The 25,908-nt window shown below is 71.5% G+C and carries 22 protein-coding genes; 8 read left to right on the top strand and 14 right to left on the bottom strand.

Features of this window, described 5'->3' with window-relative positions:
• Positions 1-97: 97 nt before the first annotated feature.
• The 3 genes from HEP81_RS25240 to HEP81_RS25230 all read right to left on the bottom strand — a co-directional run bounded on the left by HEP81_RS25240 (position 98) and on the right by HEP81_RS25230 (position 1,886).
• Positions 98-832: a chaplin gene (locus HEP81_RS25240; RefSeq protein WP_037651687.1), complete on the bottom strand. Its 735-nt coding sequence runs from the start codon at positions 830-832 to the stop codon at positions 98-100.
• A 131-nt stretch (positions 833-963) separates the two neighbouring features.
• Positions 964-1,191 carry a chaplin gene (locus HEP81_RS25235; protein ID WP_037651685.1) on the bottom strand — a complete coding sequence of 76 codons (228 nt, stop codon included), beginning with the start codon at positions 1,189-1,191 and terminating at the stop codon, positions 964-966.
• A 284-nt stretch (positions 1,192-1,475) separates the two neighbouring features.
• Positions 1,476-1,886: a rodlin gene (locus HEP81_RS25230; protein ID WP_037651683.1), complete on the bottom strand. Its 411-nt coding sequence runs from the start codon at positions 1,884-1,886 to the stop codon at positions 1,476-1,478.
• Positions 1,887-2,133: 247 nt separating this feature from the next.
• Between HEP81_RS25230 and HEP81_RS25225 the strand changes: the two genes are divergently transcribed.
• Both HEP81_RS25225 and HEP81_RS25220 read left to right on the top strand, forming a co-directional pair.
• Complete coding sequence (locus HEP81_RS25225; RefSeq protein WP_037651682.1) at positions 2,134-2,544, top strand: rodlin; 411 nt, start codon at positions 2,134-2,136, stop codon at positions 2,542-2,544.
• A 204-nt stretch (positions 2,545-2,748) separates the two neighbouring features.
• On the top strand, positions 2,749-3,156 hold the full coding sequence (locus HEP81_RS25220) for a rodlin (protein WP_037651681.1): 408 nt from the start codon (positions 2,749-2,751) through the stop codon (positions 3,154-3,156).
• Positions 3,157-3,225: 69 nt separating this feature from the next.
• Here HEP81_RS25220 and HEP81_RS25215 read toward each other — a convergent pair whose 3' ends face one another.
• The 8 genes from HEP81_RS25215 to iolC all read right to left on the bottom strand — a co-directional run bounded on the left by HEP81_RS25215 (position 3,226) and on the right by iolC (position 14,862).
• On the bottom strand, positions 3,226-4,077 hold the full coding sequence (locus tag HEP81_RS25215; RefSeq protein WP_037651680.1) for an ABC transporter permease: 852 nt from the start codon (positions 4,075-4,077) through the stop codon (positions 3,226-3,228).
• Positions 4,074-6,725, bottom strand: coding sequence for an alpha/beta fold hydrolase (locus tag HEP81_RS25210; RefSeq protein ID WP_037651679.1), 2,652 nt, complete (start codon positions 6,723-6,725; stop codon positions 4,074-4,076). Before HEP81_RS25210 ends, HEP81_RS25215 begins: the two co-directional genes overlap by 4 nt.
• Before the next feature lie 171 nt (positions 6,726-6,896).
• Positions 6,897-8,297 carry an APC family permease gene (locus HEP81_RS25205; protein WP_037651678.1) on the bottom strand — a complete coding sequence of 467 codons (1,401 nt, stop codon included), beginning with the start codon at positions 8,295-8,297 and terminating at the stop codon, positions 6,897-6,899.
• Positions 8,298-8,695: 398 nt separating this feature from the next.
• On the bottom strand, positions 8,696-10,198 hold the full coding sequence (mmsA, locus tag HEP81_RS25200) for a CoA-acylating methylmalonate-semialdehyde dehydrogenase (RefSeq protein WP_037651676.1): 1,503 nt from the start codon (positions 10,196-10,198) through the stop codon (positions 8,696-8,698).
• A 17-nt stretch (positions 10,199-10,215) separates the two neighbouring features.
• Positions 10,216-12,087 carry a 3D-(3,5/4)-trihydroxycyclohexane-1,2-dione acylhydrolase (decyclizing) gene (iolD, locus tag HEP81_RS25195; protein ID WP_037651674.1) on the bottom strand — a complete coding sequence of 624 codons (1,872 nt, stop codon included), beginning with the start codon at positions 12,085-12,087 and terminating at the stop codon, positions 10,216-10,218.
• The gene (iolB, locus tag HEP81_RS25190) at positions 12,084-12,908 is read right to left on the bottom strand and encodes a 5-deoxy-glucuronate isomerase (RefSeq protein ID WP_037651671.1); all 825 of its coding nucleotides are present in this window, start codon (positions 12,906-12,908) and stop codon (positions 12,084-12,086) included. The genes iolD and iolB overlap by 4 nt, the downstream gene beginning before the upstream one ends.
• Positions 12,905-13,801 carry a Cgl0159 family (beta/alpha)8-fold protein gene (locus HEP81_RS25185; RefSeq protein ID WP_243279586.1) on the bottom strand — a complete coding sequence of 299 codons (897 nt, stop codon included), beginning with the start codon at positions 13,799-13,801 and terminating at the stop codon, positions 12,905-12,907. Before HEP81_RS25185 ends, iolB begins: the two co-directional genes overlap by 4 nt.
• Before the next feature lie 110 nt (positions 13,802-13,911).
• Entirely contained in the window at positions 13,912-14,862 is a 951-nt protein-coding gene (iolC, locus tag HEP81_RS25180; RefSeq protein WP_037651669.1) for a 5-dehydro-2-deoxygluconokinase, read from the bottom strand.
• Between the two features lie 370 nt (positions 14,863-15,232).
• On the opposite strand from iolC, the gene HEP81_RS25175 reads away from it, so the two are divergent.
• Positions 15,233-15,433 (top strand): helix-turn-helix transcriptional regulator, encoded by a 201-nt coding sequence (locus HEP81_RS25175; RefSeq protein WP_037651666.1) that lies wholly within the window; start codon positions 15,233-15,235, stop codon positions 15,431-15,433.
• A gap of 35 nt (positions 15,434-15,468) precedes the next feature.
• Here HEP81_RS25175 and HEP81_RS25170 read toward each other — a convergent pair whose 3' ends face one another.
• Positions 15,469-16,512 (bottom strand): zinc-dependent alcohol dehydrogenase family protein, encoded by a 1,044-nt coding sequence (locus HEP81_RS25170; protein ID WP_037651663.1) that lies wholly within the window; start codon positions 16,510-16,512, stop codon positions 15,469-15,471.
• A gap of 183 nt (positions 16,513-16,695) precedes the next feature.
• Between HEP81_RS25170 and HEP81_RS25165 the strand changes: the two genes are divergently transcribed.
• The 3 genes from HEP81_RS25165 to HEP81_RS25155 all read left to right on the top strand — a co-directional run bounded on the left by HEP81_RS25165 (position 16,696) and on the right by HEP81_RS25155 (position 20,336).
• Positions 16,696-17,649 (top strand): PrsW family glutamic-type intramembrane protease, encoded by a 954-nt coding sequence (locus HEP81_RS25165; protein ID WP_037651661.1) that lies wholly within the window; start codon positions 16,696-16,698, stop codon positions 17,647-17,649.
• Positions 17,650-17,736: 87 nt separating this feature from the next.
• Positions 17,737-17,976 (top strand): heavy-metal-associated domain-containing protein, encoded by a 240-nt coding sequence (locus HEP81_RS25160; protein ID WP_037651940.1) that lies wholly within the window; start codon positions 17,737-17,739, stop codon positions 17,974-17,976.
• Positions 17,977-18,062: 86 nt separating this feature from the next.
• Positions 18,063-20,336 carry a heavy metal translocating P-type ATPase gene (locus tag HEP81_RS25155; RefSeq protein ID WP_037651659.1) on the top strand — a complete coding sequence of 758 codons (2,274 nt, stop codon included), beginning with the start codon at positions 18,063-18,065 and terminating at the stop codon, positions 20,334-20,336.
• A gap of 512 nt (positions 20,337-20,848) precedes the next feature.
• Here the strand turns inward: HEP81_RS25155 and HEP81_RS25150 are convergent.
• Positions 20,849-22,138 (bottom strand): citrate synthase, encoded by a 1,290-nt coding sequence (locus HEP81_RS25150; RefSeq protein ID WP_037651658.1) that lies wholly within the window; start codon positions 22,136-22,138, stop codon positions 20,849-20,851.
• A 178-nt stretch (positions 22,139-22,316) separates the two neighbouring features.
• On the bottom strand, positions 22,317-24,590 hold the full coding sequence (recD2, locus tag HEP81_RS25145) for an SF1B family DNA helicase RecD2 (RefSeq protein WP_063755187.1): 2,274 nt from the start codon (positions 24,588-24,590) through the stop codon (positions 22,317-22,319).
• 126 nt (positions 24,591-24,716) lie between these two features.
• On the opposite strand from recD2, the gene HEP81_RS25140 reads away from it, so the two are divergent.
• Together HEP81_RS25140 and HEP81_RS25135 are read left to right on the top strand one after the other, a co-directional pair.
• Positions 24,717-25,610 (top strand): hypothetical protein, encoded by an 894-nt coding sequence (locus HEP81_RS25140; RefSeq protein ID WP_037651656.1) that lies wholly within the window; start codon positions 24,717-24,719, stop codon positions 25,608-25,610.
• A gap of 29 nt (positions 25,611-25,639) precedes the next feature.
• Positions 25,640-25,882: a hypothetical protein gene (locus HEP81_RS25135; RefSeq protein WP_037651654.1), complete on the top strand. Its 243-nt coding sequence runs from the start codon at positions 25,640-25,642 to the stop codon at positions 25,880-25,882.
• The last annotated feature ends 26 nt before the right edge of the window (positions 25,883-25,908 follow it).

Genomic DNA, 25,908 nt, shown 5'->3' with positions numbered 1-25,908 from the left:
AGGGGGCGTGGCCGCCCATGCCGAAAACCCCCGCACGCATCCGCGCGGGGGTCCTGGGCGGCGGGTGCCGGACGCTCGGGGTCCGGCACCCGGCAGGTCACCGACGGGCGGCCGTCCGGCCGCGGCGGTACAGCACCGCACCCGCCATGATCAGCGCGGCGCTGGCGGCCGATGTGGCGATCATGGCCTTGGCGTTGCCACCGGTGTGCGGCAGGGTCGGCGGCTCGTCGTTGCCGTACGAACCGGGCGGGGTCGGCTCGTCACTGCCGTAGGAGGACGGCGGGGTCGGCTCGTCGCTCCCGTAGGAGGACGGCGGCGTGGGCTCGTCGCTCCCGTAGGAGGTGGGAGTCGGGGTGGGCTCGTCGCTGCCGTACGACGTGGGGGTCGGGGTGGGCTCGTCGCTGCCGTACGACGTGGGGGTCGGCGTCGGCTCGGGGCTGCCGTACGCCGGCGGCGTGGGGTCGTCATGACCGTACGACGTCGGGGTCGGCGTCGGTTCCGGCTTGCCGTAGGAGACCGGCGGGGTCGGGTCGTCGTGACCGTACGCGTCGTTGCCGTAACCGGTGGGGCGCGGGGTGACCGAATGGCCGACATTGGCACAGGAGTTGCCGAACGCGGGGTTCAGCAGCGCGGCCACGTCCACGGAGTTGCCGCAGACATTGACCGGCACGTGCACCGGGACCTGGATGCTGTTGCCGGACAGCACGCCCGGTGAACCCTGGGCCAGTGACTGCGCGTTGGAGTCGGCGAGCGCGGCCGTGCCGTACAACGAAAGCACGCCGGTCGCGGCAGCTGCGGCCACGACCATGCCCTTGCTGAGGGTCTGTCGCAATCTCGTAGTCTTCCTACTCGAACTGCTCGGAGATGTGGAAAAGCCGGCCCCGGGCCAAGAGATCTATGGATCGACGGTCCGGGACCGGCCTGTACGCAGCCGGCGGGCTGGCGTGCGGTGGGTACCGAACGTCAGCCGTTGGCGCAGGTGTTGCCGAACGCGGGGTTCAGCAGACCGATGACGTCGACGGAGTCGCCGCACAGGTTGATCGGGACGTGCACAGGGATCTGGATCACGTTGCCGGAGAGCACACCCGGGGAGTTGGCGGCGACGGCCCCGGCCCCGGAGTCGGCGAAGGCGGGGGCGGCCCCGCCCAGCGCCAGGAGGGCACCGGCGATGACAGCAGCGCTCTTCTTCATGAATTTTCCCTTCTCTGACGGTCATGCCCCTATGAGCGGTCGAAACCGAGCGAGCACGGCCTTGAACGGCTCGCACCATGACCGGCAGGTTGTAAAACGAGGGATAGACAGCCGGAGAAACCCTGGAACGTGCCCGGCCCCCTAATTCACTCGAACGCCCCCATAGAATTGACACCTTGGACGATTAACGGATAGGTGCTTCTTCGGGAAGAACGAAGAAACCGCCCGGGCGCCGCACCGAAAAATAGGTGCGACGCCCGGACGGCACTCGGGGTGGGGCCTGCTCAGCTGCCGACGGCGCCGTTGCCCGCGAGGACGGAGATGTCGTCCGCGAGGTGCGAGAGCGGCTCGTCGTCCTTGGCCTGCGACGAGTTCTCGGCGCACTGCTGCACCTGCGGCGAGGACAGCACGGGGATGTCCTGGACACCGACGTTGACCAGGGCGAGCACCGACTGGACGTCCGCCTTCACCGGCAGACCGACGCACAGGTCGTTGAGCGAGCCGCCCACCAGGGTGGCCTGCGGGCTCAGGTTGCCGGTGGTCACGGCGTTCCCGAACGACTCATGGGCACCGTTGCCGCTGGCCGACGTGGTGCCCGTGTCGTTGCCGATGGCAAGCGCCTGGGGGGCCACCGCCGCGGACACACCGATGAAAGACGCGGCGACCGCCGCCGCGGCCATTGCCTTCTTCAGCATTTCGCTTTCCTTTCCGGGCTTTCGCCAAGAGCACGTTCCTGCCCTGGCATCAACCGGGCCGCCGCCGTTTGGTTGCGGGGCGTCACCCGTTCGGATCGTCCGGCGGTATTCGGGGGCATTCACCGGCCATTCGCCGGCATCCGGTGACATGTGGGCCATTGGAGTGAACGAGGACAACCCGCGGGCGTGCGGAGCCGTTGAACCAGATCGCTCCGGTGGACGGGGTGTCTTCAGAAGGGAACAGCAAGTGATCAAGAAGGTTCTGGCCACCGCCGCGGTCGCCTCCGCCGTCGTCGGTGCCTCCGCCGCCGCCGCGGCCCCGGCCCTGGCCATCGGCAACGACACCGGGACGACGTCCTACAGCGGCAACGGCGCCGCGCAGACGTACGGCAACTCGGCCACGTACGGCAACATGAGCCCGCAGATGGCGCTCATCCAGGGCTCGTTCAACAAGCCCTGCATCGGTCTGCCGGCGAAGGCGGACCTCCAGTCGCTGGTCGGTCTGGTCAACGTCGGCGTTCAGGACATCCCGATCCTGTCCTCGCCGCAGACCCAGCAGTGCGTGGAGAACTCCACGCAGGCGAAGGGCGACGAGGCCCTGTCGCACATCCTGGACGACATCTCCGCCCTGTCGGGCAACGGCGCCGCCGGCAGCTGAGCCCGATCCCCGCGACGGCGGGTCGCCGGTCCTCCCGGTGGCCCGCCGTTTCGACGTCCCGGTGCCGGTTCGGCCGGGGGACGTTCATCCATTCATCCGACCGCACTGCTCCGAACGGGGCAAACGCCGCAACCACGGCACCGCTGGGGCAGTTGACGGTCACGCAGCTCCTCCCCGGAGTCCGCCTTTCGAAAGGGAACGAACATGAAGAAGCTGTGGGCAACCGCGGCCGTTGCCGCCTCCGTCGCCGGTCTCGCCGGTGCCGCGGCTCCCCAGGCCCTCGCCATCGGCAACGACCACGGCACCACGTCGCTCAGCGGCAACGGCGCCACGTCGTCCTTCGGCAACTCGGCCACCTCCGGCAGCATGAGCCCGCAGCTCTCGCTGGTCGAGGGCTCGCTCAACAAGCCCTGCATCGGCCTGCCGGCGAAGATCGACGCCCAGTCGCTGGTCGCCCTGGTCAACGTCGGTGTCCAGGACATCCCGATCCTGTCCTCGCCGCAGACCCAGCAGTGCACGGAGAACTCCACGCAGGCGAAGGGCGACGAGCCGCTCTCGCACATCCTGGACGACATCTCCGCCCTGTCGGGCAACGGCGCCGTCGGCAGCTGAGCGGACGATCCCCGCGACGGCGGGTCACCGGTTCCCCCGGTGGCCCGCCGTTTCGCTGTGTAGACCCGGCTAGGAGACGATGTCCTTGCGGGCGAACCCCCGGAAGGCCAGCGCGAACAGGACGAGCGCGCAGGTCACCGAGAGCGCGCAGCCCTGGATCATCCCGGACCACTCGGCATGCGGCTGGACGGCGTCGGCCCAGGCGAACTGCCAGTGCGCGGGCAGGAAGTCGCGCCAGTGGCCCAGCGCGGTGACGGCGTCCAGGACATTGCCGACGATGGTCAGCCCGACCGCGCCGCCGACCGCGCCGAGCGGGGCGTCCGTCCGGGTCGACAGCCAGAACGCGAGCCCCGCGGTGACCAGTTGGGACACGAAGATGTACGCCACCGCCACCGCGAGCCGCCCCACGGCCGTACCGGGGTCCAGTTCGCCGCCGGTGGGTATCTGGAGCGGCCCCCAGCCGTACGCGGCGGTGCCGACCGCGAGGGCGACGACCGGCAGCAGCACCATCGCGGCGAGGCTCAGCCCGAGCGCCACGACCAGCTTGGACCACAGCAGCCGGGCCCTGGGCACGGGCGCGGCCAGCAGATAGCGCAGGGAGGACCAGTTGGCCTCCGAGGCCACGGTGTCCCCGCAGAACAGGGCGACCGGCACGACCAGCAGGAAGCCGGCCGAGACGAACAGGTTCACCGCGGCGAAGTTGGCCCCGGACGCGGTGGCCGTGTCCATCAGGGTGACCTGGCCGTCGCGCCCCGAGGGGTGGCCGACGGCGAAGGCGATGACCAGCACGAACGGCAGTACGGCGAGGAGCGCGCCCATGACCAGGGTGCGGCGCCGCTTGAGCTGGCGGACCAGCTCCACGCGCAGCGGCAGGGTGCCCCGGGTGCGATAGCCGGAGGCCACCTCGGTGAGCGTGCTCATGCGGAACCTCCGATCAGGGTGAGGAACGCGTCCTCCAGGCGGCGGTGCGGGCCGACCGAGGCGACCGGCACCGAGAGCCGCACCAGCTCCACGACCAGCCGCTCGGCGGTGCCGCCCGCCGCCAGCCGGACCAGCAGCCCGTCGTCGGTGCGCACGGCGGAGGCGACGCCGGGCAGGGCGGCCACCTTCTCCATCACCGGCTCCTCCACGGGGCCCGCAGTGCCGACGAGCAGGGTGTCGCCGGAGCCGATGATGTCGCGCACGGGTCCGGCCTGGACGAGCCGGCCGCGGTCCATCACCACGAGGTGGGTGCAGGACTGCTCGACCTCGGAGAGGAGGTGGCTGGAGACGATCACGGTGCGGCCGGCGGCCGCGTAGCGGATCATCACCTCGCGCATCTCGCGTATCTGGGGCGGGTCGAGGCCGTTGGTGGGCTCGTCCAGGATGAGCAGATCGGGCAGGCCGAGCATGGCCTGGGCGATGGCCAGGCGCTGGCGCATGCCCTGGGAGTAGGTGCGCACCGCGCGGGCCAGCGCGTCGCCGAGCCCGGCGATCTCCAGGGCTTCGTCCAGATGGGCGTCCGCGGCGGGGCGGCCGGTGGCCCGCCAGTACAGCTCCAGGTTCTCCCGCCCGGACAGGTGCGGCAGGAAGCCCGCGCCCTCCACGAAGGCGCCGACCCGGGAGAGCACCGGGGCGCCGGGGCGGATGGCGTGCCCGAAGACGCGGATCTCGCCGTCGTCCGGGGTGATCAGGCCCATCAGCATGCGCAGGGTGGTGGTCTTGCCCGCGCCGTTGGGCCCGAGCAGGCCGAGCACCTGGCCGCGCTCGACGCGGAAGGACAGCTCGCGCACCGCGTACCGGTCGGCGGCTCCGGCGTACCGCTTGCCCAGGTCCTTGATGACCAGCGGGACCTCCGCCAGCGCGGGGTCGGGCGCGGGGGCGGTCGTACGGCGGCGGGCGGTCAGCAGCAGGGCGGCCGCGATGCCCGCTCCGGCGAGCGGCAGCCACCACACCCAGGAGGGCAGCGGGGCCGCGGCGGTGCGCACGGCGGGTGCGGTCGGGACGCTCAGCGCGCTCTTCAGGGTGACGGTGTAGGTGGCCGGGGCGGCCGGTGAGGCGTAGCCCAGGTCGGTGGTGGCGAGGACCAGGCGAAGCCGGTGGCCCTTCTGCACCTCGTGGTCGATCGCCGGGAGGGTGACCGTGACGTCCTTGCCGCTTTGGGCGCCGGTCACCCGGAAGGGGGTGACGAGCTGGGAGGGCAGCACCTGGCGTTTGCCGTCGGGGCCGACGTCGTAGACCTTGCCGAACAGCACGGCGTCGCCGCTGGCGGAGGTGATGTGGACGCGGGCGGTGGGGGTGCCGGTGATCTGGAGGGTGCGGGTGAGCGGCGCGGAGTCGAAGCGGGCGTACTGGCCGGGGAAGTCGAGGGCGGTGCCGAGGCCGAGCGCGGACAGCTGGCCGAGGCCGCCGGAGCCGCCGAGGCCGGGCAGCGCGGAGACGGCGGGCGGGCTCGCGCCGGCCGGGTTGATGATGTGCTGTGCGCGGCCGGACAGGGCGATGTCCTGCCGGTCGGCGCGCAGGCCCGGGTAGCTGTCCGCGCTCGCCCCGCGCAGCTGGGCGGTGCCGTCCGTGGAGTCGACGCCGCCGGTGCGGGTGATCCGGAAGGCGGGGCCGGTGTCGGCGGCCTTGTCGCCCTTCAGATACCGGTCGAACCAGGTGCGCACCCGGTTCTGGACGCGGCCGGTCTCCAGGTCGCCGCCGTCATGGCCGCCCGCGACCCAGTCGACGTCGACGGGGGCGCCGTTGGCCTTGATGGCGTGCTCGGCGGCGTCGGCCTGGCCGAGCGGGAAGAGCGAGTCGGTCTGGCCCTGCACCAGCAGGGTGGGCACCTTGATGCGGGAGCCGACGGCGGACGGCGAGCGTTCCTGGAGCAGGGCGCGGGCGGCGGCGTCCGGGGTGCCCGAGGTGGCGACCCGTTCGTACATCCGGCACAGGGCGGGCTCGAAGCGGGCGCAGCCGCCGCCCTCGCCGAAGAAGACCCCGGCCCACAGCTTCTTGTAGACGCCGTTCGGGAAGAGGGCGTCGGCGAGGTTCCAGTAGGTGAGGGCCGGGGCAATGGCGTCCACCCGCCGGTCGTGGCCCGCGGCGAGCAGAGAGACGGCACCGCCGTACGAACCGCCGGCCACGCCGACGCGGGGGTCGCCGGGCTTGTCGAGGCGCACCTGGGGCTGTTTCGCGAGCCAGTCGATGAGCCGGGAGACGTCGGCGACCTCGGTCTTCGGGTCGTTCAGTCCGATCTTGCCGGTGGAGCTGCCGAAGCCGCGGGCCGACCAGGTCAGGACCGCGTACCCGTCGCGGGCGAGGTCCTCGGCCTGCTGCCGCATGTCGTCCTTGCTGCCGCCGAATCCGTGCGCGAGCAGGACGGCGGGGCGCCGCCCTGCGGGGCCCGCGGTGAAGTACGAGGTGTCCAGGCGCACGCCGCCCGGCATGGCCATCATCCGGTCGGCGCGGTGCACGGGCTCGGGTCCGCCGGAGGCGGCGGCCGTCCAGGTGCCCGCGCCCGCGAGCACCACGACGGCGGCCGCGGCGGCCAGCAGCCGCCGCGGTCCCTTGAGCAGCCCTCGCAGCCGGGCCACACGAAGATCCATGCCTCAACGGTACGGGCCGCCACTGACATCCGCCGGACCCCCCGGGGCTGAACCGGGGCCCCTCCGGCGGGAGTAGGGGCGGCGGCCCCGTACTTCATCCGCAGTAGTACGGCGCGGCCCCCGGTACCGGAGGTGAGGGGGGTACCGGGGGCCGCGCGCGCCGGGGAGGGCTCAGGCCTCCTGGGTGTCCTCGGGGATGGACACCAGCCAGCGGGTCTCCTGGCGCGGGCGGAGGTAGAGGGCCCAGTAGAGGGTGGCGACGAGGGTGATGCCACCGGTCCAGATCAGGTAGGAGACCTCCTGCTCGACCAGGATGTAGACCAGGACGGCGATCAGCAGGACCGGCATGGCGGGCCACAGCGGCATCCGCCAGGCCTTGCGGGTGCCGTGGTGGCCGCGGCGGGCGAGCAGGGCGGCGACGGCGACCAGCAGGTAGAGGGCGGTGACGGCGACGCCGGTCACGCCGTAGAGCGTGTCCAGGTTGACGAAGCAGAGGAACGCGCCGGGGACGCCCACGACCAGGGTGGCGACCCAGGGGGAGCCGAAGCGGCCGAGCTTGGACAGGGCGTTGTTGACCGGCGAGGGCCAGGCCTTGTCGCGGGCGGAGGCGAACAGGACGCGGGAGTTCTGGATGACCATCACGATGCCCGCGTTGATGATCGCGAGGGCGACGCAGAGGCTGACGAAGGTGCCGACCGCCGAGTTGCTCCAGGCGATGACCATGCTGGAGATGTTGCCGCCGGTCAGGGAGGTCAGGTCGCCGGCGCCCAGGGTGATCGCGGTGACCGGCACCAGGATGACCACGCTGGAGATGGCCAGCGTCGCGAGGACGGTGCGGGCTACGTTGCGGCGCGGGTTCTCCAGCTCCTCGGAGAGGTAGACGGCGGTGGAGAAGCCCTGGGTGGCGAAGAGCGCGATGGCGAGCCCCGAGAGGACCATCATGGCCGTCACCGGGTTGACGTGGGCGTGCTCGCCGGCGATCTGGAAGGAGGTGAGGGAGCCCAGACCGCGGTGGGAGTGGGCGAAGCCGAGGACGGCGACGACACCGGCCGCGATGACCTCCAGGACCAGGAAGATGCCGGTGATCCAGGCGTTGGCGCGCAGGTCGAGCAGGCCCGCGAGGGTGGCCGCGATCATCACGCCCGCGCCGGTCCAGGACGGGTCGAGATGGACGATCGGGGCGAGGTAGTCGGCGGTGCCCATCGCGATGACCGGGGGGACGATCATCACGACGAGGAGCGACATCACGAAGGCCAGCCAGCCCGACAGCCGGCCCGCCAGGGTGGAGACCATGGCGTACTCGCCGCCCGCGCTGGGGATCAGGGTGCCCAGCTCCGAGTAGCAGAAGGCGACGGGGATACAGAGCAGCGCGCCGATGGCGAGGCAGAGCGCGGTCGCCGTGCCGAGGCTGGAGAACAGGTCCGGCACGATCACGAAGAGCGTGGAGGCCGGTGTGACGCACGAGAGGGTGAGCAGAGTGCCGCCGACCACGCCGATGGAGCGCTTGAGCTTCTGAGGGCTGTCCGTGGCCTCGGGGAGGCTCGTCTCGACAGGGCGGAGCGTGTCGGTCATGCGGCGGAATCCGATCGACTCGTGTCGTGCGTGAGGGTGAGGGGTCGGGAGCGCTATCGCCTCCGGGCGGATCGTCGTCGTACGGTCGTCTTCGTCCGCTCCCGGCGCCCATAGGGAACCCCGACGAAAACCGCCACGTCAATGGGTGTTTACCTTCGGAATCCGCACCAAGGGCCCGCACGGCTGTGGATCAGATTCGCAGGCAACAAGGCCCCATTGGTGCATCCATCAAGCCTGTATGTGATCTGACCTTGCTTTCGAAGGTCATCTCCCGGCAACCCCTTCGTCACCCGTTTCATCCACATGAACGGGAACCGCAGCCGACGTTTCAAAAAAATGTCAGGCCGTCCGGTATCCGGACGGCCTGACGAGGGGAGAGCGGGGATTCCGGGTGCCGCTCAGTGGTTGCGCGGGAACCCGAGGTCGACACCGGTGGGGGCGTCGGCCGGGTCGGGCCAGCGGGTGGTGACGACCTTGCCGCGGGTGTAGAAGTGCGTGCCGTCGTTGCCGTAGATGTGGTGGTCGCCGAAGAGCGAGTCCTTCCAGCCACCGAAGGAGTGGTAGCCCACCGGCACCGGGATCGGCACGTTGACGCCGACCATGCCGGCCTCGATCTCCATCTGGAAGCGGCGGGCGGCGCCGCCGTCCCGGGTGAAGATCGCGGTGCCGTTGCCGAACGGCGAGGCGTTCATGAGGGCCACGCCCTCGTCGTACGTGTCCACGCGCAGCACGCACAGCACCGGGCCGAAGATCTCGTCCTGGTACGCCTTGGCGGTCGTCGGCACCTTGTCCAGCAGCGAGATGCCGATCCAGTGGCCGTCCTCGTACCCCTCGACCGTGTGGCCGGTGCCGTCCAGGACCACCTCGGCGCCCTCGGCGGCCGCGCCGGTGACGTAGGAGGCCACCTTGTCGCGGTGGGCGGCGGTGATCAGCGGGCCCATCTCGGAGGTGGGGTCGTTGCCCGGACCGATCTTGATCTTCTCGGCGCGCTCGCGGATCTTCGCCACCAGCTCGTCGCCGATGGCGCCGACCGCGACGACCGCCGAGATCGCCATGCAGCGCTCGCCGGCCGAGCCGTAGGCCGCGGAGACGGCCGCGTCGGCCGCCGCGTCCAGGTCGGCGTCCGGCAGCACCAGCATGTGGTTCTTGGCGCCGCCCAGGGCCTGCACGCGCTTGCCGTTGGCGGAGGCGGTGGTGTGGATGTAGCGGGCGATCGGGGTGGAGCCGACGAAGGAGACGGCCTTCACGTCCGGGTGCTCCAGGAGGCGGTCCACGGCCACCTTGTCGCCCTGCACCACGTTGAACACACCGTCCGGGAGCCCGGCCTCGGCCAGCAGCTCGGCGATGCGCAGGGAGGCGGAGGGGTCCTTCTCGCTCGGCTTGAGCACGAAGGTGTTGCCGGTCGCGATGGCGATCGGGAACATCCACATCGGGACCATCGCCGGGAAGTTGAACGGCGTGATGCCCGCGACCACGCCGAGCGGCTGGCGGATCGAGGCCACGTCCACGCGGCTCGCGACCTGCGTGGACAGCTCGCCCTTGAGCTGCACGTTGATGCCGCAGGCCAGGTCCACGATCTCCAGGCCGCGGGCCACCTCGCCGAGCGCGTCGGAGTGCACCTTGCCGTGCTCGGCGGTGATCAGCTCCGCGATCTCGTCCCGGTGCGCGTCCAGCAGCGCCCGGAACCTGAAGAGGATCGTGGTGCGCTGCGCCAGCGAGGACTGGCCCCAGCTCGCGAAGGCGTCCTTGGCCGCGGCGACCGCGGCGTCGACCTCCTCGACGGAGGCGAACGCGACCTTGGTGGTGACCGCGCCGGTCGCCGGGTCGGTGACCGGCCCGTACGTGCCCGACGCGCCTTCGACGGTCTTCCCGCCGATCCAGTGGTTGACGATCTTCGTCATGCCCAGAGACTCCTTGTTCACAGATGGCGGCGTCGGGTCGAGACGTGCCGTTCGTACTGCTCACGTGCCGTGACCGCGGGGGTTCGGGTCGCGCTCGCGGCCACAGGAACATCCCACCAGGCCTGTGCCTCGGGCGCGCCCGACACAGTGTCGGACGTTTCGGTCTCGACGTAGACACATGTGGGAGTGTCGGCGGCCCGCGCCTCGGCGAGCGCCACGCGCAGTTCCCGGACGCTCCCCGCCCGCAGTACCCGCATCCCCAGGCTGGCCGCGTTGGCCGCCAGATCGACGGGCAGCGGGGCGCCCGTGTAGGTGCCCTCCTGCGTCCGGAACCGGTACGCGGTGCCGAACCGCTCGCCGCCCACCGCCGCCGAGAGCCCCCCGATGGAGGCGTACCCGTGGTTCTGCACCAGCAGCACCTTGATCGCGACGCCCTCCTGGACGGCGGTCACGATCTCGGTCGGCATCATCAGATACGTGCCGTCGCCGACCAGTGCCCAGACCTCGCGCTCGGGCGCCGCCAGCTTCACGCCGAGCGCGGCCGGGATCTCGTAGCCCATGCAGGAGTAGCCGTACTCCAGGTGGTACTGGTCACGGGAGCGCGCCCGCCACAGCTTGTGCAGATCGCCGGGGAGCGAACCGGCCGCGTTGATCACGATGTCCGACTCGTCCACCAGGGCGTCCAGCGCGCCGAGGACCTGCGGCTGGGTCGGCCGCGCGTCGGGGTCGGGGCTCGCGAAGCAGGCGTCGACACGCCGCTCCCAGCGCTCCTTGGCCGCCGTGTACTCGGCCGTGTACGCGCCGTCCGTCTTGTAGGACGCCAGCGCCCCGGTCAGCTCCTCCAGGCCGGTGCGGGCGTCCGCGACCAGGGGCAGCGCGGCCAGTTTGTGGGCGTCGTGGGGTGCGATGTTGAGGTGCAGGAAGCGGACGTCCGGGTGCTGGAAGAGGGTGCCGGAGGCGGTGGTGAAGTCGGTGAAGCGGGTACCGACGCCGATCACCAGGTCCGCGGTGCGCGCCAGTTCGTCGGCGGTCGCGGTACCGGTGTGGCCGATCCCGCCGACGTCTCGCGGATGGTCGTACCGCAGCGCGCCCTTGCCCGCCTGGGTGGACGCCACGGGGATGCCGGTCGCCTCGGCGAACGCGGCGAGGGCCGCCTGGGCGCGGCTGTGGCGGATCCCGCCGCCCGCGACGAGCAGGGGGCGGCGGGCGGCCCGGACGGCGGCTGCCGCGCGGGCCAGTTCGGCGGGGTCCGGGCCCGGGCGGCGTACGCTCCACACCCGCTCGGCGAAGAACTCCTCGGGCCAGTCGTACGCCTCCGCCTGCACGTCCTGCGGCAGGGCGAGGGTGACCGCGCCGGTCTCCACGGGGTCGGTGAGCACCCGCATGGCCGCGAGCGCGCTCGGGATCAGCTGCTCGGGGCGGGTGATCCGGTCGAAGTAGCGGGAGACCGGGCGCAGCGTGTCGTTGACCGAGACATCGCCCGCGTACGGCACCTCCAGCTGCTGGAGGACCGGGTCGGCGGGGCGGGTGGCGAAGACGTCGCCGGGGAGCAGCAGGACGGGGAGGTGGTTGACGGTGGCGAGGGCGGCGCCGGTGACGAGGTTGGTGGCGCCGGGCCCGATGGAGGTCGTCACCGCGTGGGTGGCGAGGCGGCCGCACTGGCGGGCGTAGCCGACGGCCGCGTGCACCATGGACTGCTCGTTGCGGCCCTGGTGGTACGGCATCACGCCCGCGTACTCGACCAGTGCCTGCCCGATGCCCGCGACGTTTCCGTGGCCGAAGATGCCCCAGGTGGCGCCGATCAGCCGGCGCCGCTCGCCGTCGCGTTCGGTGTGCTGGGCGGTGAGGAAGCGGACGAGCGCCTGGGCGACGGTGAGCCGGGTCGTCATCGGTAACCCCCGGTGGTCTCGGTGTGGTCGGGGTGGAAGCGGATCCGCCACTCCCTGTTCTCGCCGGGCCCGGCCATCACGTTCAGGTAGTACATGGCGTGTCCCGGCTGGGCGATGGAGGGGCCGTGCCAGCCGTCGGGGACGAGGACGGCGTCGCCGGAGCGGACCTCGGCGAGGACGTCGGCACCGCCCGGGCGGGAGGGGAACACCCGCTGGTAGCCGAGGCCGCCTGGACCCTCGATCTCGAAGTAGTAGATCTCCTCCAGTTCGCATTCCTCGCCCGGCCGGTGCTCGTCGTGCTTGTGCGGCGGGTACGAGGACCAGTTGCCGCCGGGAGTGAGGACCTCGACGGCGATCAGCCGGTCGCAGTCGAACGCGTCGGCGGCGGCGAAGTTGCGCACCCGGCGGGCGCAGGTGCCGCTGCCGCGCTGCTCGACGGGAACCTCCGGCGCGGGGCCGTAGCGGGCGGGGAGTCGTCGCTCGCACTTCGCTCCTGCCAGGGCGAAGCGGCCTCCCGCGCCGGAGGCGATCTGGACCCGGGCGTCACGGGGCGCGTACGCGAAGTCCGAGGCCCCCGCGAACACGCTGTCCCGACCCAGGAGTTGGAACTCGCTTTCCTCGATTCGAACGGTACATCCGCCTTCCAGCGGAAGCACGATCCACTCGCTGTTCCCTGTGATGAACGTATGGCTACCACCCGGGGACAACTCGACGATACGCAGGGCGCTGTACGTCCAACCGGCGCGCTCGGGGCGGATGTCGAGGACGTACTCGGCGCTCGCCGCGGTACCTCGGGGCAGATACAGGTCGTCGCTGGTCATGCGGCCTCTCGCAGCAGTGCGGTGGCGGTGTCCACGGCGGCGGCCACATCGCCGTCCGCCGGGTACAGCAGCGAGCGGCCGGCCACCAGGCCGCGTACGGTGGGCAAGTGGAGCGCGCCACACCACTTCTCGTGGGCGGCGTCGCGGTCGGCGGGTGCGTCGCCTATGTCACCGCCGAGCAGTACGGCGGGGAGGGTGGAGGCGGCCAGGACGCGGGCCATGTCCCGCGGGTCCTCGGTGACCGGCACCTTCAGCCAGGTGTAGGCCGAACTGCCGCCGAGGCCCGAGGCGATGGCGATGGAGCGGGTGACGGCCTCGGCGGAGAGGTCGTTGACGAGTGCGCCCGCGGGGGTGCGGCGGCTGATGAAGGGCTCCACGAAGACCGGGAGCCGGCGTGCGGCCATCGCGTCGACGGCGCGGGCGGCGGACTCCAGGGTGGTCAGGGAGCCGGGGTCGGTGTAGTCGAGGCGCAGCAGCAGCTTGCCCGCGTCGAAGCCGAGGCGGTCGATGTCCTCGGGGCGGTATCCGGTGAACCGGTCGTCCAGTTCGAAGCGCGCGCCGCGCAGCCCGCCGCGGTTCATCGAGCCCATGACCACCTTGTTCTCCAGGGCGCCGAGCAGCAGCAGGTCGTCCAGGATGTCGGCGGTGGCGAGGACGCCGTCGACGCCGGGCCTCGACAGCGCGAGGCAGAGGCGTCCGAGCAGGTCGGCGCGGTCGGCCATGGCGAGCTCGCGGTCGCCGACGGCGAGGGCGCCGCGGGCGGGATGGTCGGCGGCGACGATCAACAGCCGGCCGGTGTCGTTCAGCAGGGGCCGGCGCCGGCGCCGAGCGGCGGCCTCGGCGATCGCCTCGGGGTTTTGGACGCGGACGCGGACCAAGCCCGCGATGTCCACGGTGCCGCTCCGGTTCGGAGTGCCGCTCCGGCCCCCGCCCCCGCTCCGGTCCGCGCCCCCGCCTCCGTCCCGGTCCGCGCCTCCGCCCCCGTCCGGGACGCCGCCCGTGCTCACCGCACCGCTCCGGCCGCGAGGGCCGCGGCCACCTCGTCCGAGGTGGGCATCGCGGAGGAGCACTCCAGGCGGGAGGCGACGATGGCGCCGGCCGCGTTGGCGCTCCGCAGGGTGGTCTCCAGGTCCCGGTCGGCCAGCAGCCCGTGGCACAGGGAGCCCCCGAACGCGTCCCCGGCGCCGAGGCCGTTGAGGACGGTGACGGGGAGCGGGGGCACCTCCACCACCGTGCCGTCCGCGCCGACGGCGAGAACCCCCTTGGGCCCCTGTTTCACCACCGCGAGCCGGACCCCCGCGTCCAGCAACGCCCGTGCGGCGGCGTGCGGTTCGCGGGTGCCGGTGGCGATCTCCACCTCGTCCAGATTGCCGACGGCGACGGTGGTGTGGCGCAGGGCCTCGGCGTAGAAGGGGCGGGCGGCCTCGGGGTCGCGCCAGAACATCGGCCGCCAGTCGAGGTCGAACACGGTGGTCCCGGCCCTCTTCCGGTGGGCGAGGGCGGTGAGGGTGGCGGTACGGCTGGGTTCCTCGCTGAGCCCCGTGCCGGTCACCCAGAAGACGCGGGCGGCGGCGATGGCCTCGAGGTTCAGCTCGCCCGCCTCGATCTCCAGGTCGGGGGCCTTGGGCTGCCGGTAGAAGTACAGCGGGAAGTCGTCCGGCGGGAAGATCTCGCAGAAGGTGACGGGGGTGGGGAGTCCGGGCACGGAGGTGACCCAGCGGTCGTCGACGCCGAAGGCGCGCAGCGCGTCGTGCAGATAGGTGCCGAAGGGGTCGTCGCCGGTACGGGTGATCACGGCGGTGGTCCGGCCCAGCCGCGCCGCCGCCACCGCGACGTTGGTCGCCGAGCCACCGAGGAACTTGCCGAAGGACGTCACCTGCGCGAGCGGGACGCCGGCCTGGAGCGGATAAAGGTCCACTCCGATCCGGCCCATGGTGATCAGGTCGTACGCCATCGGCTCCCCTTCGTCACGGCTCCCCCGGTTCGTCACGACTCCCCCGGCTTTCTAGTCCTGCCCACGGAACACTGTCAATGCTTTGTCCGGACATTCGGACGATGAGGGGTTTCATGCTCGTTCCCGGGCGCGGGGCCGGCCATGCGCGCGCCCGCGCCCCACTTTGCGTCAGCCGTGTCACAAATGCCCCTCTTCCGTCACACATGTTGCGCGTACGCGGGCACCGCGTCACACCCGGTCGACAGGGGCTGACCGTTGGTGACGGTGCGTCGTTGTCCGGGCGCAGGCTTGATGATCGCCAGCGCAGCGCCCGGTTCCCCCGACGGCCGTCCCCGGCCGCCGCCGCGGTGCGCGCGGGGAGGTGCAGCTCATGACCGACCGCCGGCTCTGGTCCTACAAGGAGATCGCGGCGCACATCAAGGTGCAGCCGGACACCGTGCGGTCGTACCGCAAGCACGGGCTGCTGCCGCCGCCGGACCATGTGGAGGGCGGCAAGCCCTACTGGTACGCCGACACCGTCCGCGCCTGGGTCGCCTCCCGGCCGAGCAGCCGCGGCCGCCGCCCCGACTGAGGCCCCGGCAGCGCGTCCCACTGCCTACAGCGCGGTCACGACCACGGTTCGATGACGGTCACCCCGGCCCCCGGCGCCTCCCCCATCCGGGCGAGGGCCGCCGGGGCGGCGTCGAGCGGGACGGCGGAGGTCACCAGGAGGTCGGGGCGCAGGACGCCGGAGCGGACCAGCTCCAGCATGCCGGGGTAGGTGTGGGCGGCCATGCCGTGGCTGCCCAGGAGTTCCAGTTCCAGGGCGATCGCGCGGGCCATCGGCACCGGGGTGGTGCCGTCGGCCGAGGGCAGCAGCCCGACCTGGACATGCCGGCCGCGGCGGCGCAGGGAGTCGACGGAGGCGGCACAGGTGGCGGGCGAGCCGAGGGCGTCCAGGGAGAGATGGGCGCCGCCGCCGGTCAACTCCCGTACCGCGGCGGCCGTATCGGGCACCGTGCTCGCGTCCAGGCAGTGCGCCGCGCCGAACCTGCGCGCCAGCTCCAGCGCCCCGGGCGCGATGTCGACGGCGACCACCCGTGCCCCGGCAGCCGCCGCGATCATCACCGCGGACAGGCCGACCCCGCCGCAGCCGTGCACCGCGACCCACTGACCGGCCGCGGCCCGCCCCTGCTGCACCACGGCACGGAAGGCGGTGGCGAAGCGGCAGCCGAGGCCCGCGGCGGTGCCGTACGCCATGCCGTCCGGGATCGCCACCAGGTTGACGTCGGCGTGGTCGAGGGCGACGTAGTCGGCGAAGGAGCCCCAGTGACTGAAGCCGGGCTGGGTCTGCCGTTCGCACACCTGCTGGTCGCCCGCCGCGCAGGCCGGACAGCTGCCGCAGGCGCAGACGAACGGCACGGTGACCCGGTCGCCGGGCCGCCAACCGGTCACCCGGGTGCCCACCGCCTCGACCACACCGGCGAGTTCATGTCCGGGCACATGCGGCAGCACGATGTCCGTGTCGTGGCCCATCCAGCCGTGCCAGTCGCTGCGGCACAGCCCGGTCGCCTCGACCCGCACCACGACCCCGTGCTCCGCGGGCGCCGGGTCGGGCACCTCCCGCACCTCGGCGGGCTTCCCGAACTCCTCGAACACCACCGCTCTCATGCGGCTCACCTTTTCACGCACCCGCGCACCGCCGCCCCGCGGACTTCACGCGTACGGCGCAGGAGAACGGCGACGAACCGGCACATCTGCCTAAGGTGCGGAGGAATCACCCACCACCCCCCGCACCCCCTTCGCGCACCACTCGGTGACCCGCCCCTGCCCCAGCCCGACGGGACGACCCACGTGAGCCACCCCCCGCCGCCCGGCACACCCAAGGCCCGCATCCCCCACCCGCAGCAGCCCCCGCCCCCGTACCCGCGCATCGGCGCGGGGCTGTGGCGGCGCTGTCTGGTCGGCGGGCTCGCGGTGTGGGTGCCGGCCGCGGGACTGGCCCTCGCGACCCGGAGCGCGGCGGCGCTCGCGGTGCCCGTCCTGCTGGGCGCGTTCCTGGCGCCGGTGGTCTTCGTGCTGTGGGCGTACGAACGGCACGGCCGCGACCTCGGCGTCAGCGCGGTGCTCGGCTGCTTCCTGGCCGGCGGCGCGCTCGGCGTGCTCGGCGCCTGCCTCACGGCCGCGTCCGTGCCCCACCCCTCCACGGGCCGGTATCTGACCGTCGCCCTGGCCGAGGAGGCGGCCAAGCTGGGGGCGCTGGCGTTCGCGCTGCGCCGCCAGCCGGCCGTCCACGGGATGCGGGCCGGGCTGGTGCTGGGCGCCGCCGTGGGCGCCGGCTTCGCGGCCCTGGAGAGCACCGGGCACGCCCTCGACGCGGCCCTGTGGGCGCCGGACCCCTGGGGGCAGCTGGAGACGGAGCTGGTGCGCGGGCTGCTCGCACCCCTCGGGCAGGGCGCCTGGAGCGCGGTCGCGGGCGGTGTGCTGCTGGCGCTGCGCCGCCCCGACGGCCGCTTCCGGTACGCGCCGCCGGTGGTCGCCGCCGGGATGGGCGCCGCCCTGCTGCACGCGCTGGCGGACACGGCGCGCGGCCTTTCGCCCTGGCTGGTCGTACGGCTCACCGGCCGGGGCGTGGAGACCGGGCTGTTCGCGCCGGGGTACCCGCCGCAGCCGAGCGCCGCTCAGCAGCATCTGCTGACCCTGGTCTCCGCCCTCGGCCCGGCCCTCGTCGCGCTGGCCGGACTCTTCTGGGCGCTGTCACTCGCCCGACGCAATCCTCCGTACCCTCCTTGGAAAAATACCCCCTAGGGGTATACTCTGGCGAGGGTGGGGAAACCATCGGGAACAGCACCGGCGAACACCACCGGCCCCATGTGCCACGACGAGGAGAACGAATTGAGCGCCCAGACCGACACCCCGGCCTCCGTCACCACCGTCTACCAGGTGACCGGCATGAGCTGCGGGCACTGCGAGGGATCCGTCTCCGGCGAGATCTCCCGGCTCCCCGGCGTCACCTCGGTGAAGGCCGTCGCGTCGAGCGGCGAGGTGACCGTCGTCTCCGCGGCCCCGCTGGACGACGAGGCCGTCCGCGCCGCCGTGGACGAGGCCGGCTTCGAGCTGGCCGGCAAGGCCTGAGCACCGCTTTTCCACAGTCCCGACCGGCCGTGCCGACCAGCTGATACTGGCTCCGTGCGGTCCGGTCCGATGTCTGGAGTCCGGACATGACCAGCACCATCGCAGAGCAAGCAGAGCAAGCGGACACCGCCATAACCCCCGGTACGTCGTCCGAGGTCGAGCTGCTCATCGGCGGGATGACCTGCGCCTCCTGCGCGGCCCGCGTCGAGAAGAAGCTCAACCGGATGGACGGCGTCAGCGCCACCGTCAACTTCGCCACCGAGAAGGCGAAGGTCAGCTACGGCACGGGCGTCGAGGTCGCCGATCTGATCGCGACCGTCGTCAAGACCGGGTACACCGCCGAGGAACCCGCCCCGCCGCGGCCCGAACCGGAGGCCGAGGCCCCGGATTCCGCCGGGCAGGACCCCGAACTCGGCGCGCTGCGCCACCGGCTGCTCGTCTCCGCGCTGCTCGCCCTGCCCGTCGCGCTGCTCGCGATGATCCCGGCCCTCCAGTTCGACAACTGGCAGTGGCTCTCGCTCACCCTCGCCGCGCCCGTCGTCGTCTGGGGCGGCGCGCCCTTCCACCGCGCCGCCTGGACCAACGCCCGGCACGGCGCGGCCACCATGGACACCCTGGTCTCGGTCGGCACGCTGGCCGCGTTCGGCTGGTCGCTGTGGGCCCTGTTCTTCGGCCACGCCGGGATGACCGGCATGCACGACGAGTTCCGCCTCACCGTCTCCCGGATGGACGGCGCCTCCACCATCTATCTGGAGGTCGCCTCCGGCGTCATCGCGCTGATCCTGCTCGGCCGCTATCTGGAGGCCCGCTCCAAGCGGCGCGCCGGCGCGGCCCTGAAGGCGCTGCTGGAGCTGGGCGCCAAGGACGTGGCGGTGCTGCGGGACGGGCGTGAGGTGCGGGTGCCGGTCTCGGCGCTGGCGGTCGGCGACCGGTTCGTCGTACGGCCCGGCGAGAAGGTCGCCACCGACGGCACCGTGGTCGAGGGCGTCTCCGCGGTCGACGCCGCCATGCTGACCGGCGAGTCGGTGCCGGTGGACGTCGGCCCCGGCGACCAGGTCACCGGCGCCACGGTCAACGCGGGCGGGCGGCTCGTCGTCGAGGCCACCCGGGTCGGCGCCGACACCCAGCTGGCCCGGATGGCCAAGCTGGTGGAGGACGCGCAGAACGGCAAGGCCGAGGTGCAGCGGCTGGCCGACCGGGTCTCCGCGGTGTTCGTGCCCGTGGTCATCCTGATCGCGCTGGCCACCTTCGGGGTCTGGCTCGGCGTCACCGGGGACGCGGTCTCCGCGTTCACCGCCGCCGTCGCCGTGCTGATCATCGCCTGCCCCTGTGCGCTGGGCCTCGCCACGCCGACCGCGCTGATGGTCGGCACCGGGCGCGGCGCCCAGCTCGGCATCCTGATCAAGGGCCCCGAGGTCCTGGAGTCCACGCGCCGCGTGGACACCGTCGTCCTGGACAAGACCGGCACCGTCACCACCGGCCGGATGACCCTCCAGACGGTGTACGCCGCCGACGGCGAGGACGAGCAGGAGCTGCTGCGCCTCGCGGGCGCCCTGGAACACGCCTCCGAGCACCCGGTCGCCCGCGCCGTCGCGGCGGGCGCCGAGGAACGCGTCGGCACACTCCCCGCGGTCGAGCACTTCGAGAACGTCCCCGGGCGGGGCGTGCGCGGGCGCGTGGACGGCCGTGAGGTGGCCGTGGGGCGCCTGTACGACGACGTTCCCGAGGAGCTGGCCCGGGCGGCCGCCGAGGCCGAGCGGGAGGGCCGTACGGCCGTCCTGGCGGGCTGGGACGGCCGGGCCCGCGGGGTGCTCGCGGTCGCCGACGCGATCAAGGAGACCAGCGCCGCGGCGATCCGCGAGCTACGCGCCCTCGGACTGACGCCGGTGCTGCTCACCGGGGACAACCGGACGGTCGCCGAGTCGGTCGCCAGGGCAGTCGGTATCGACGCGGCCCACGTGTACGCGGAGGTGCTGCCCGAGGACAAGGTGGACGTCGTACGGCGCCTGCGGGCCGAGGGCCGCGCGGTGGCCATGGTCGGCGACGGGGTCAATGACGCGGCCGCCCTCGCCACCGCCGATCTGGGCCTCGCGATGGGCACCGGCACGGACGCGGCGATCGAGGCGGGCGATCTGACGCTGGTCCGCGGTGACCTGCGCACGGCCGCCGACGCGATCCGGCTGTCCCGGCGGACGCTGGCCACCATCAAGGGCAATCTCGTCTGGGCGTTCGGCTACAACGTGGCCGCGCTGCCGCTGGCCGCCGCCGGCCTGCTGAACCCGATGATCGCGGGCGCCGCGATGGCCTTCTCCTCGGTCTTCGTGGTGACCAACAGCCTGCGGCTGCGCCGGTTCCGGTGAGATACCGCTCGAAGGCGAAACCGGAGTCCCTCTAGAGACGGGCGCGAGCCTCACATAAGCTCTTCACAAGGCTCGCGCATCTTCCTTACGCGCAGGCCCCGATCGCCAGATCGGGGCTCTTGCGCATCAAAGGGACATATGCAAGAGACGCAGATCACAGTGATGTGAACGTAACCATCGAAGGGGTTCGAAGGTCTAAGTTGGCGATGTCGGATCGGCGTCTTGGGGGGCGCTGTTCCGACGTCTGGGGATGTCTTGGGGGACGTCTCCGGAGATGCGTTGCCGGGGCACGTACACCGGGAAGTCTTTGAGCGGCCCTCCCGGCGTGCCTGTCCCGGCAGACCGCAATCGACAGCGATTCAGGCGCTGTCCTCTCTGAGCGCCCGGCCCGGATCCCGTGGGGGGAATCCGCACCGGGACATGGGAAGGCGCCCTGGTCGTCGGCCCGTGGGGGGACCGGCGACTCAGGGCGCCTTCTTCTCTGCCCGTGTCTCAGGCGGTGCGGCTGCGGCTCAGCGGGCCTCGACCGGCACGAAGTCGCGCTCGACCACGCCCGTGTAGATCTGCCGCGGACGGCCGATGCGGGAACCGGGCTCCTTGATCATCTCGGTCCACTGGGCGATCCAGCCCGGGAGGCGGCCGAGGGAGAACAGCACGGTGAACATCTCCGCCGGGAAGCCCATGGCCCGGTAGATCAGACCGGTGTAGAAGTCCACGTTCGGGTAGAGGCTGCGCGAGACGAAGTAGTCGTCGGAGAGCGCGTGCTCCTCCAGCTTGAGCGCGATGTCCAGCAGCTCGTCGGACTTGCCGAGGGCCGAGAGGACGTCGTGCGCGGCGGCCTTGATGATCTTGGCGCGCGGGTCGAAGTTCTTGTAGACCCGGTGGCCGAAGCCCATCAGACGGACGCCGTCCTCCTTGTTCTTCACCTTGCGGATGAAGGTGTCGACGTCGGAGCCCGAGTCACGGATGCCTTCCAGCATCTCCAGGACGGACTGGTTGGCGCCGCCGTGCAGCGGGCCCCAGAGCGCGTTGATGCCGGCCGAGATCGACGCGAACATGTTGGCCTGCGAGGAGCCGACGAGGCGGACCGTGGAGGTCGAACAGTTCTGCTCGTGGTCGGCGTGCAGGATCAGCAGCTTGTCCAGCGCGGAGACGACGACCGGGTCCAGCTCGTACTCGTCGGCGGGGACCGAGAACGTCATGCGCAGGAAGTTCTCGACGTAGCCGAGGTCGTTGCGCGGGTAGACGAACGGGTGGCCGATCGACTTCTTGTACGCGTACGCCGCGATCGTCGGAAGCTTGGCGAGCAGCCGGATCGTGGAGAGGTTGCGCTGCTTCTCGTCGAACGGGTTGTGGCTGTCCTGGTAGAAGGTGGACAGCGCCGAGACGACCGAGGACAGCATGGCCATCGGGTGGGCGTCGCGCGGGAAGCCCTTGTAGAAGTTCTTGACGTCCTCGTGCAGCAGCGTGTGCCGCGTGATCTCGCCCTTGAACGTCGTCAGCTCGTCGACGGTGGGCAGCTCACCGTTGATCAGCAGGTAGGCCACCTCCAGGAAGGTGGAGCGCTCGGCCAGCTGCTCGATGGGGTAGCCGCGGTAGCGGAGGATGCCCGCCTCGCCGTCGAGGTAGGTGACCGCGGATTTATAGGCGGCCGTGTTGCCGTACCCGCTGTCGAGGGTCACCAGCCCGGTCTGGGCGCGCAGCTTCCCGATGTCGAAGCCCTTGTCGCCGACGGTGCTGTCGACCACCGGGTAGGTGTACTCGCCGTCGCCGTACCGCAGTACTACAGAGTTGTCGCTCACGTCTTCCCTCACCGACGTAGTGCCTCATCTTCGAGGTGCCCTGACTGTCTCTACCATCCCCCATTTGGCTCAGGAGAGTGCACTCGGGGTCGACCATTGGGCCTATTGACGGCACTCAGTGCCGCCAACCTGCTCATCCTGCCCCCTCGGCGAGGCATCTGGAAGTGCTCTGTGACCTTCACGACTCCTTTGATCGATCATTTTTCCCGGCGAGCCTGAAGTCCAGGGCTGTACACCGCCGTCCGGCTGACACCGTGCGTACGGCCTGGCCGATCGCCCGGCGCGAACCCACCAGCACGACCAGCTTCTTGGCCCGGGTGACGGCCGTGTAGAGCAGGTTCCGTTGCAGCATCATCCATGCTCCCGTGGTGACGGGAATCACCACGGCGGGATATTCACTTCCCTGTGAACGGTGGATGGTCACCGCGTACGCGTGCGCGAGTTCGTCCAGTTCGTCGTATTCATACGGAACCTCCTCGTCCTCGTCGGTCAGCACCGTGAGCCGCTGGTCGACGGGATCGAGCGCGGTGACGACGCCCACGGTGCCGTTGAAGACCCCGTTCTTCCCCTTCTCGTAATTGTTGCGAATCTGGGTCACCTTGTCGCCGACCCGGAAGACCCGGCCGCCGAACCGCTTCTCCGGCACATCGGGGCGGGCGGGCGTGATGGCCTGCTGGAGCAGCCCGTTGAGCGCCCCGGCACCGGCCGGGCCCCGGTGCATGGGCGCGAGCACCTGGACATCGCGCCGCGGGTCGAGCCCGAACCTGGCGGGCAGGCGCCGCGCCGCCACGTCCACGGTGAGCCGCCCGGCCTCCTCGGTGTCGTCCTCCACGAAGAGGAAGAAGTCCTTGAGCCCGTCGGTGAGAGGGTGCTTCCCCTCGTTGATCCGGTGCGCGTTGGTGACGACGCCGGACTGCTGGGCCTGCCGGAAGACGCGGGTGAGACGGACGGCGGGGACCGGGCTGCCGGGCGCGAGGAGGTCGCGCAGGACCTCTCCGGCGCCGACGCTGGGCAGCTGGTCGACATCCCCGACGAAGAGCAGATGCGCTCCGGGCGGTACGGCCTTCACCAGCTTGTTGGCGAGGAGGAGGTCCAGCATGGACGCCTCGTCCACGACCACCAGGTCGGCGTCGAGCGGCCGTTCCCGGTCGTACGCCGCGTCGCCGCCGGGCTTCAGCTCCAGCAGCCGGTGCACGGTGGAGGCTTCGGCGCCGGTCAGCTCGGCCAGCCGTTTGGCGGCGCGGCCGGTCGGGGCGGCGAGCACCACCTTGGCCCGCCGGGCGCGGGCCAGCTCCACGACGGAGCGGACGGTGAAGGACTTGCCGCAGCCGGGGCCGCCGGTGAGCACGGCGACCTTTTGCGTGAGCGCGAGCCGGACGGCGGCCTCCTGCTCGGGCGCGAGGTCGGTGCCGGTGCGCCCGTGGAGCCAGCCGAGGGCCTTGCCCCAGTCGACGTCCTGGAAGCCGGGCATCCGGTCCTCGTCGGTGCGCAGGAGGCGCAGCAGCTGGGCGGCGAGGGACAGCTCGGCGCGATGGAAGGGCACGAGGTACACGGCGGTGACGGGCTCGCCCCCGTCCGGCCCTGGCACCTTCTCCCGTACGACGCCGGGGTCGGTGCCGTCCTCCGGTTCTCGGGCCAGCTCCCCGAGGCACTCGATGACGAGGCCGGTGTCGACCTGGAGGAGTTTGACGGCGTCCGCGATCAGGCGTTCCTCGGGCAGATAGCAGTTGCCCTGGTCGGCGGACTGGGAGAGGGCGTACTGGAGGCCGGCCTTGACGCGTTCGGGGCTGTCGTGGGGGATGCCGACGGACTGGGCGATCTTGTCGGCGGTGAGGAACCCGATCCCCCAGACATCGGCGGCGAGCCGATAGGGATTCTTCCTGACGACGTCGATCGACTGATCCCCGTACTTCTTGTAGATCCGCACGGCGATGGAGGTGGACACCTCGACGGTCTGGAGGAAGAGCATGACCTCCTTGATCGCCTTCTGCTCCTCCCAGGCCTCGGCGATCTTCCTGGTCCGCTTGGGCCCGAGCCCCGGCACCTCGATCAGCCGCTTGGGTTCCTCCTCGATGACGCGGAGGGTGTCGACGCCGAAGTGCCGGGTGATCCGGTCGGCGAAGACCGGCCCGATCCCCTTGACCAGCCCGGAGCCGAGGTAGCGCCGCATGCCCTGCACGGTGGCCGGGAGCACGGTGCTGTAGTTCTCGACCTGGAACTGCTTCCCGTGCTGGGGATGACTCCCCCACCGCCCCTCCATCCGCAGGGACTCCCCGACCTGGGCCCCGAGCAACGCCCCGACGACGGTGAGCAGATCACCCCCGCCCCTGCCCGTATCGACCCGGGCCACGGTGTACCCGTTCTCCTCATTGGCGTACGTGATCCGCTCCAGCACACCTTCGAGCACAGCCATCCGCCGCTCACCGGTGTGCGTCCCCGCCTCTTGCGCCATGGGTCGACGGTAGCGGTGGGGGGTGACAAGGGGTGCTGGCAGCCGTCCGAAGTCATATTCCCGAGGCATATGCAACCTCTTGCCGTCCGGCTCGTTGGTCACGTCGTACGACAGGAGGGGGTGTCGATGGTCGGCTCGTCGCACGAGGCGCTGCACCGGATCTTCCAGAAGGATCCCTCGGTGTTGACGAAGGCGTTACAGCGGGTGCTGCACGTGCCGTTTCCGGAGCCGCGGGAGATCGTGGCCATGAACGTGGACCTCACCGAGATCGAACCGGTCGAGCGCCGGGTGGACACGTTGATGCGGGCGGAGACGGACGAGGGCACGTATCTGCTGGTGGTGGAGTCGCAGGGGAGGGTGGACGACCGGAAGCGGGGCAGTTGGCCCTACTACCTCGCCTACTTGTACGAGAAGTACCGCTGCGAACCGGTGCTGATCGTGGTCACGCAGAGCAGCACGACCGCCAAGTGGGCCTCGCGGCCGATCCGGTTCGGCTTCCATGGCTGGCACTCGATGACGGTGCGTCCGCTGGTGCTGGGGCCGGACAACGTGCCGGTGATCACCGACGAGCACTGGGGCGAGCAGGACCCGTCCCTCTCGGTGTTCTCGGCGATGACACACGGACGCGGGCCCCAGGCTCCGGCCATACTGGAATCCCTGGCAGCCATTCTGAAGACCGTCGATCCGGATACCGCGTCGGCCTACGCGCAGTTTGTCGACTCCTGCTTGACCGACTCCCAAGCGAAGCAGATGTGGAGGGACTTGATGAAGACCGTCCAGTACTTCTGGCGACACCCGCTGGCGGAACAGGTGCGTGAGGAGGGGCGCGTGGAAGGACGGGAAGAGGGCCGGGAAGCTTGTCGGCGGATGGTCTTCCTCCTCCTCCAATCGCGCCGCATCCCCGTTTCCGGCACCGCCCGCGCGCGCATTGAGGACTGCACCGACCTCGGCCAGCTGGAGGCGTGGGCCGAGCGGGCCGTACACGCGGCGGACGCCGACGAATTGTTCACCGACGAGTGATCCAGTACCGGGAATGGGAGGTGGCATAGATGGGACAGATCCAGTACTTCTGGCGTCACCCTCTCGCCCTACAGGTGCGTGAGGAGGGGCGGGAGGAGGTCCGTGAAGCTTGCCGGCGGATGCTCCTCCGCTTCCTCGAATGGAGCCGCGGTCCCCTCCCCGACACCGCCCGCGCGCGCATCCAGGCCTGCACCGACCTCGACCAGCTGGAGACCTGGTTCGAGGGAGCCCTGCACGCGGTGAAGCTGGAGGAGTTGTTCACCGAGGAGTGAACCCGCGGCCCAGGGGAGTGAACCGC

The sequence above is a fragment of the Streptomyces griseofuscus genome, assembly GCF_014673495.1.
Taxonomy (GTDB): domain Bacteria; phylum Actinomycetota; class Actinomycetes; order Streptomycetales; family Streptomycetaceae; genus Streptomyces; species Streptomyces murinus.
Note: the sequence above shows the minus strand (reverse complement) of the source record. Positions and strands in the feature narration are given on the sequence as shown.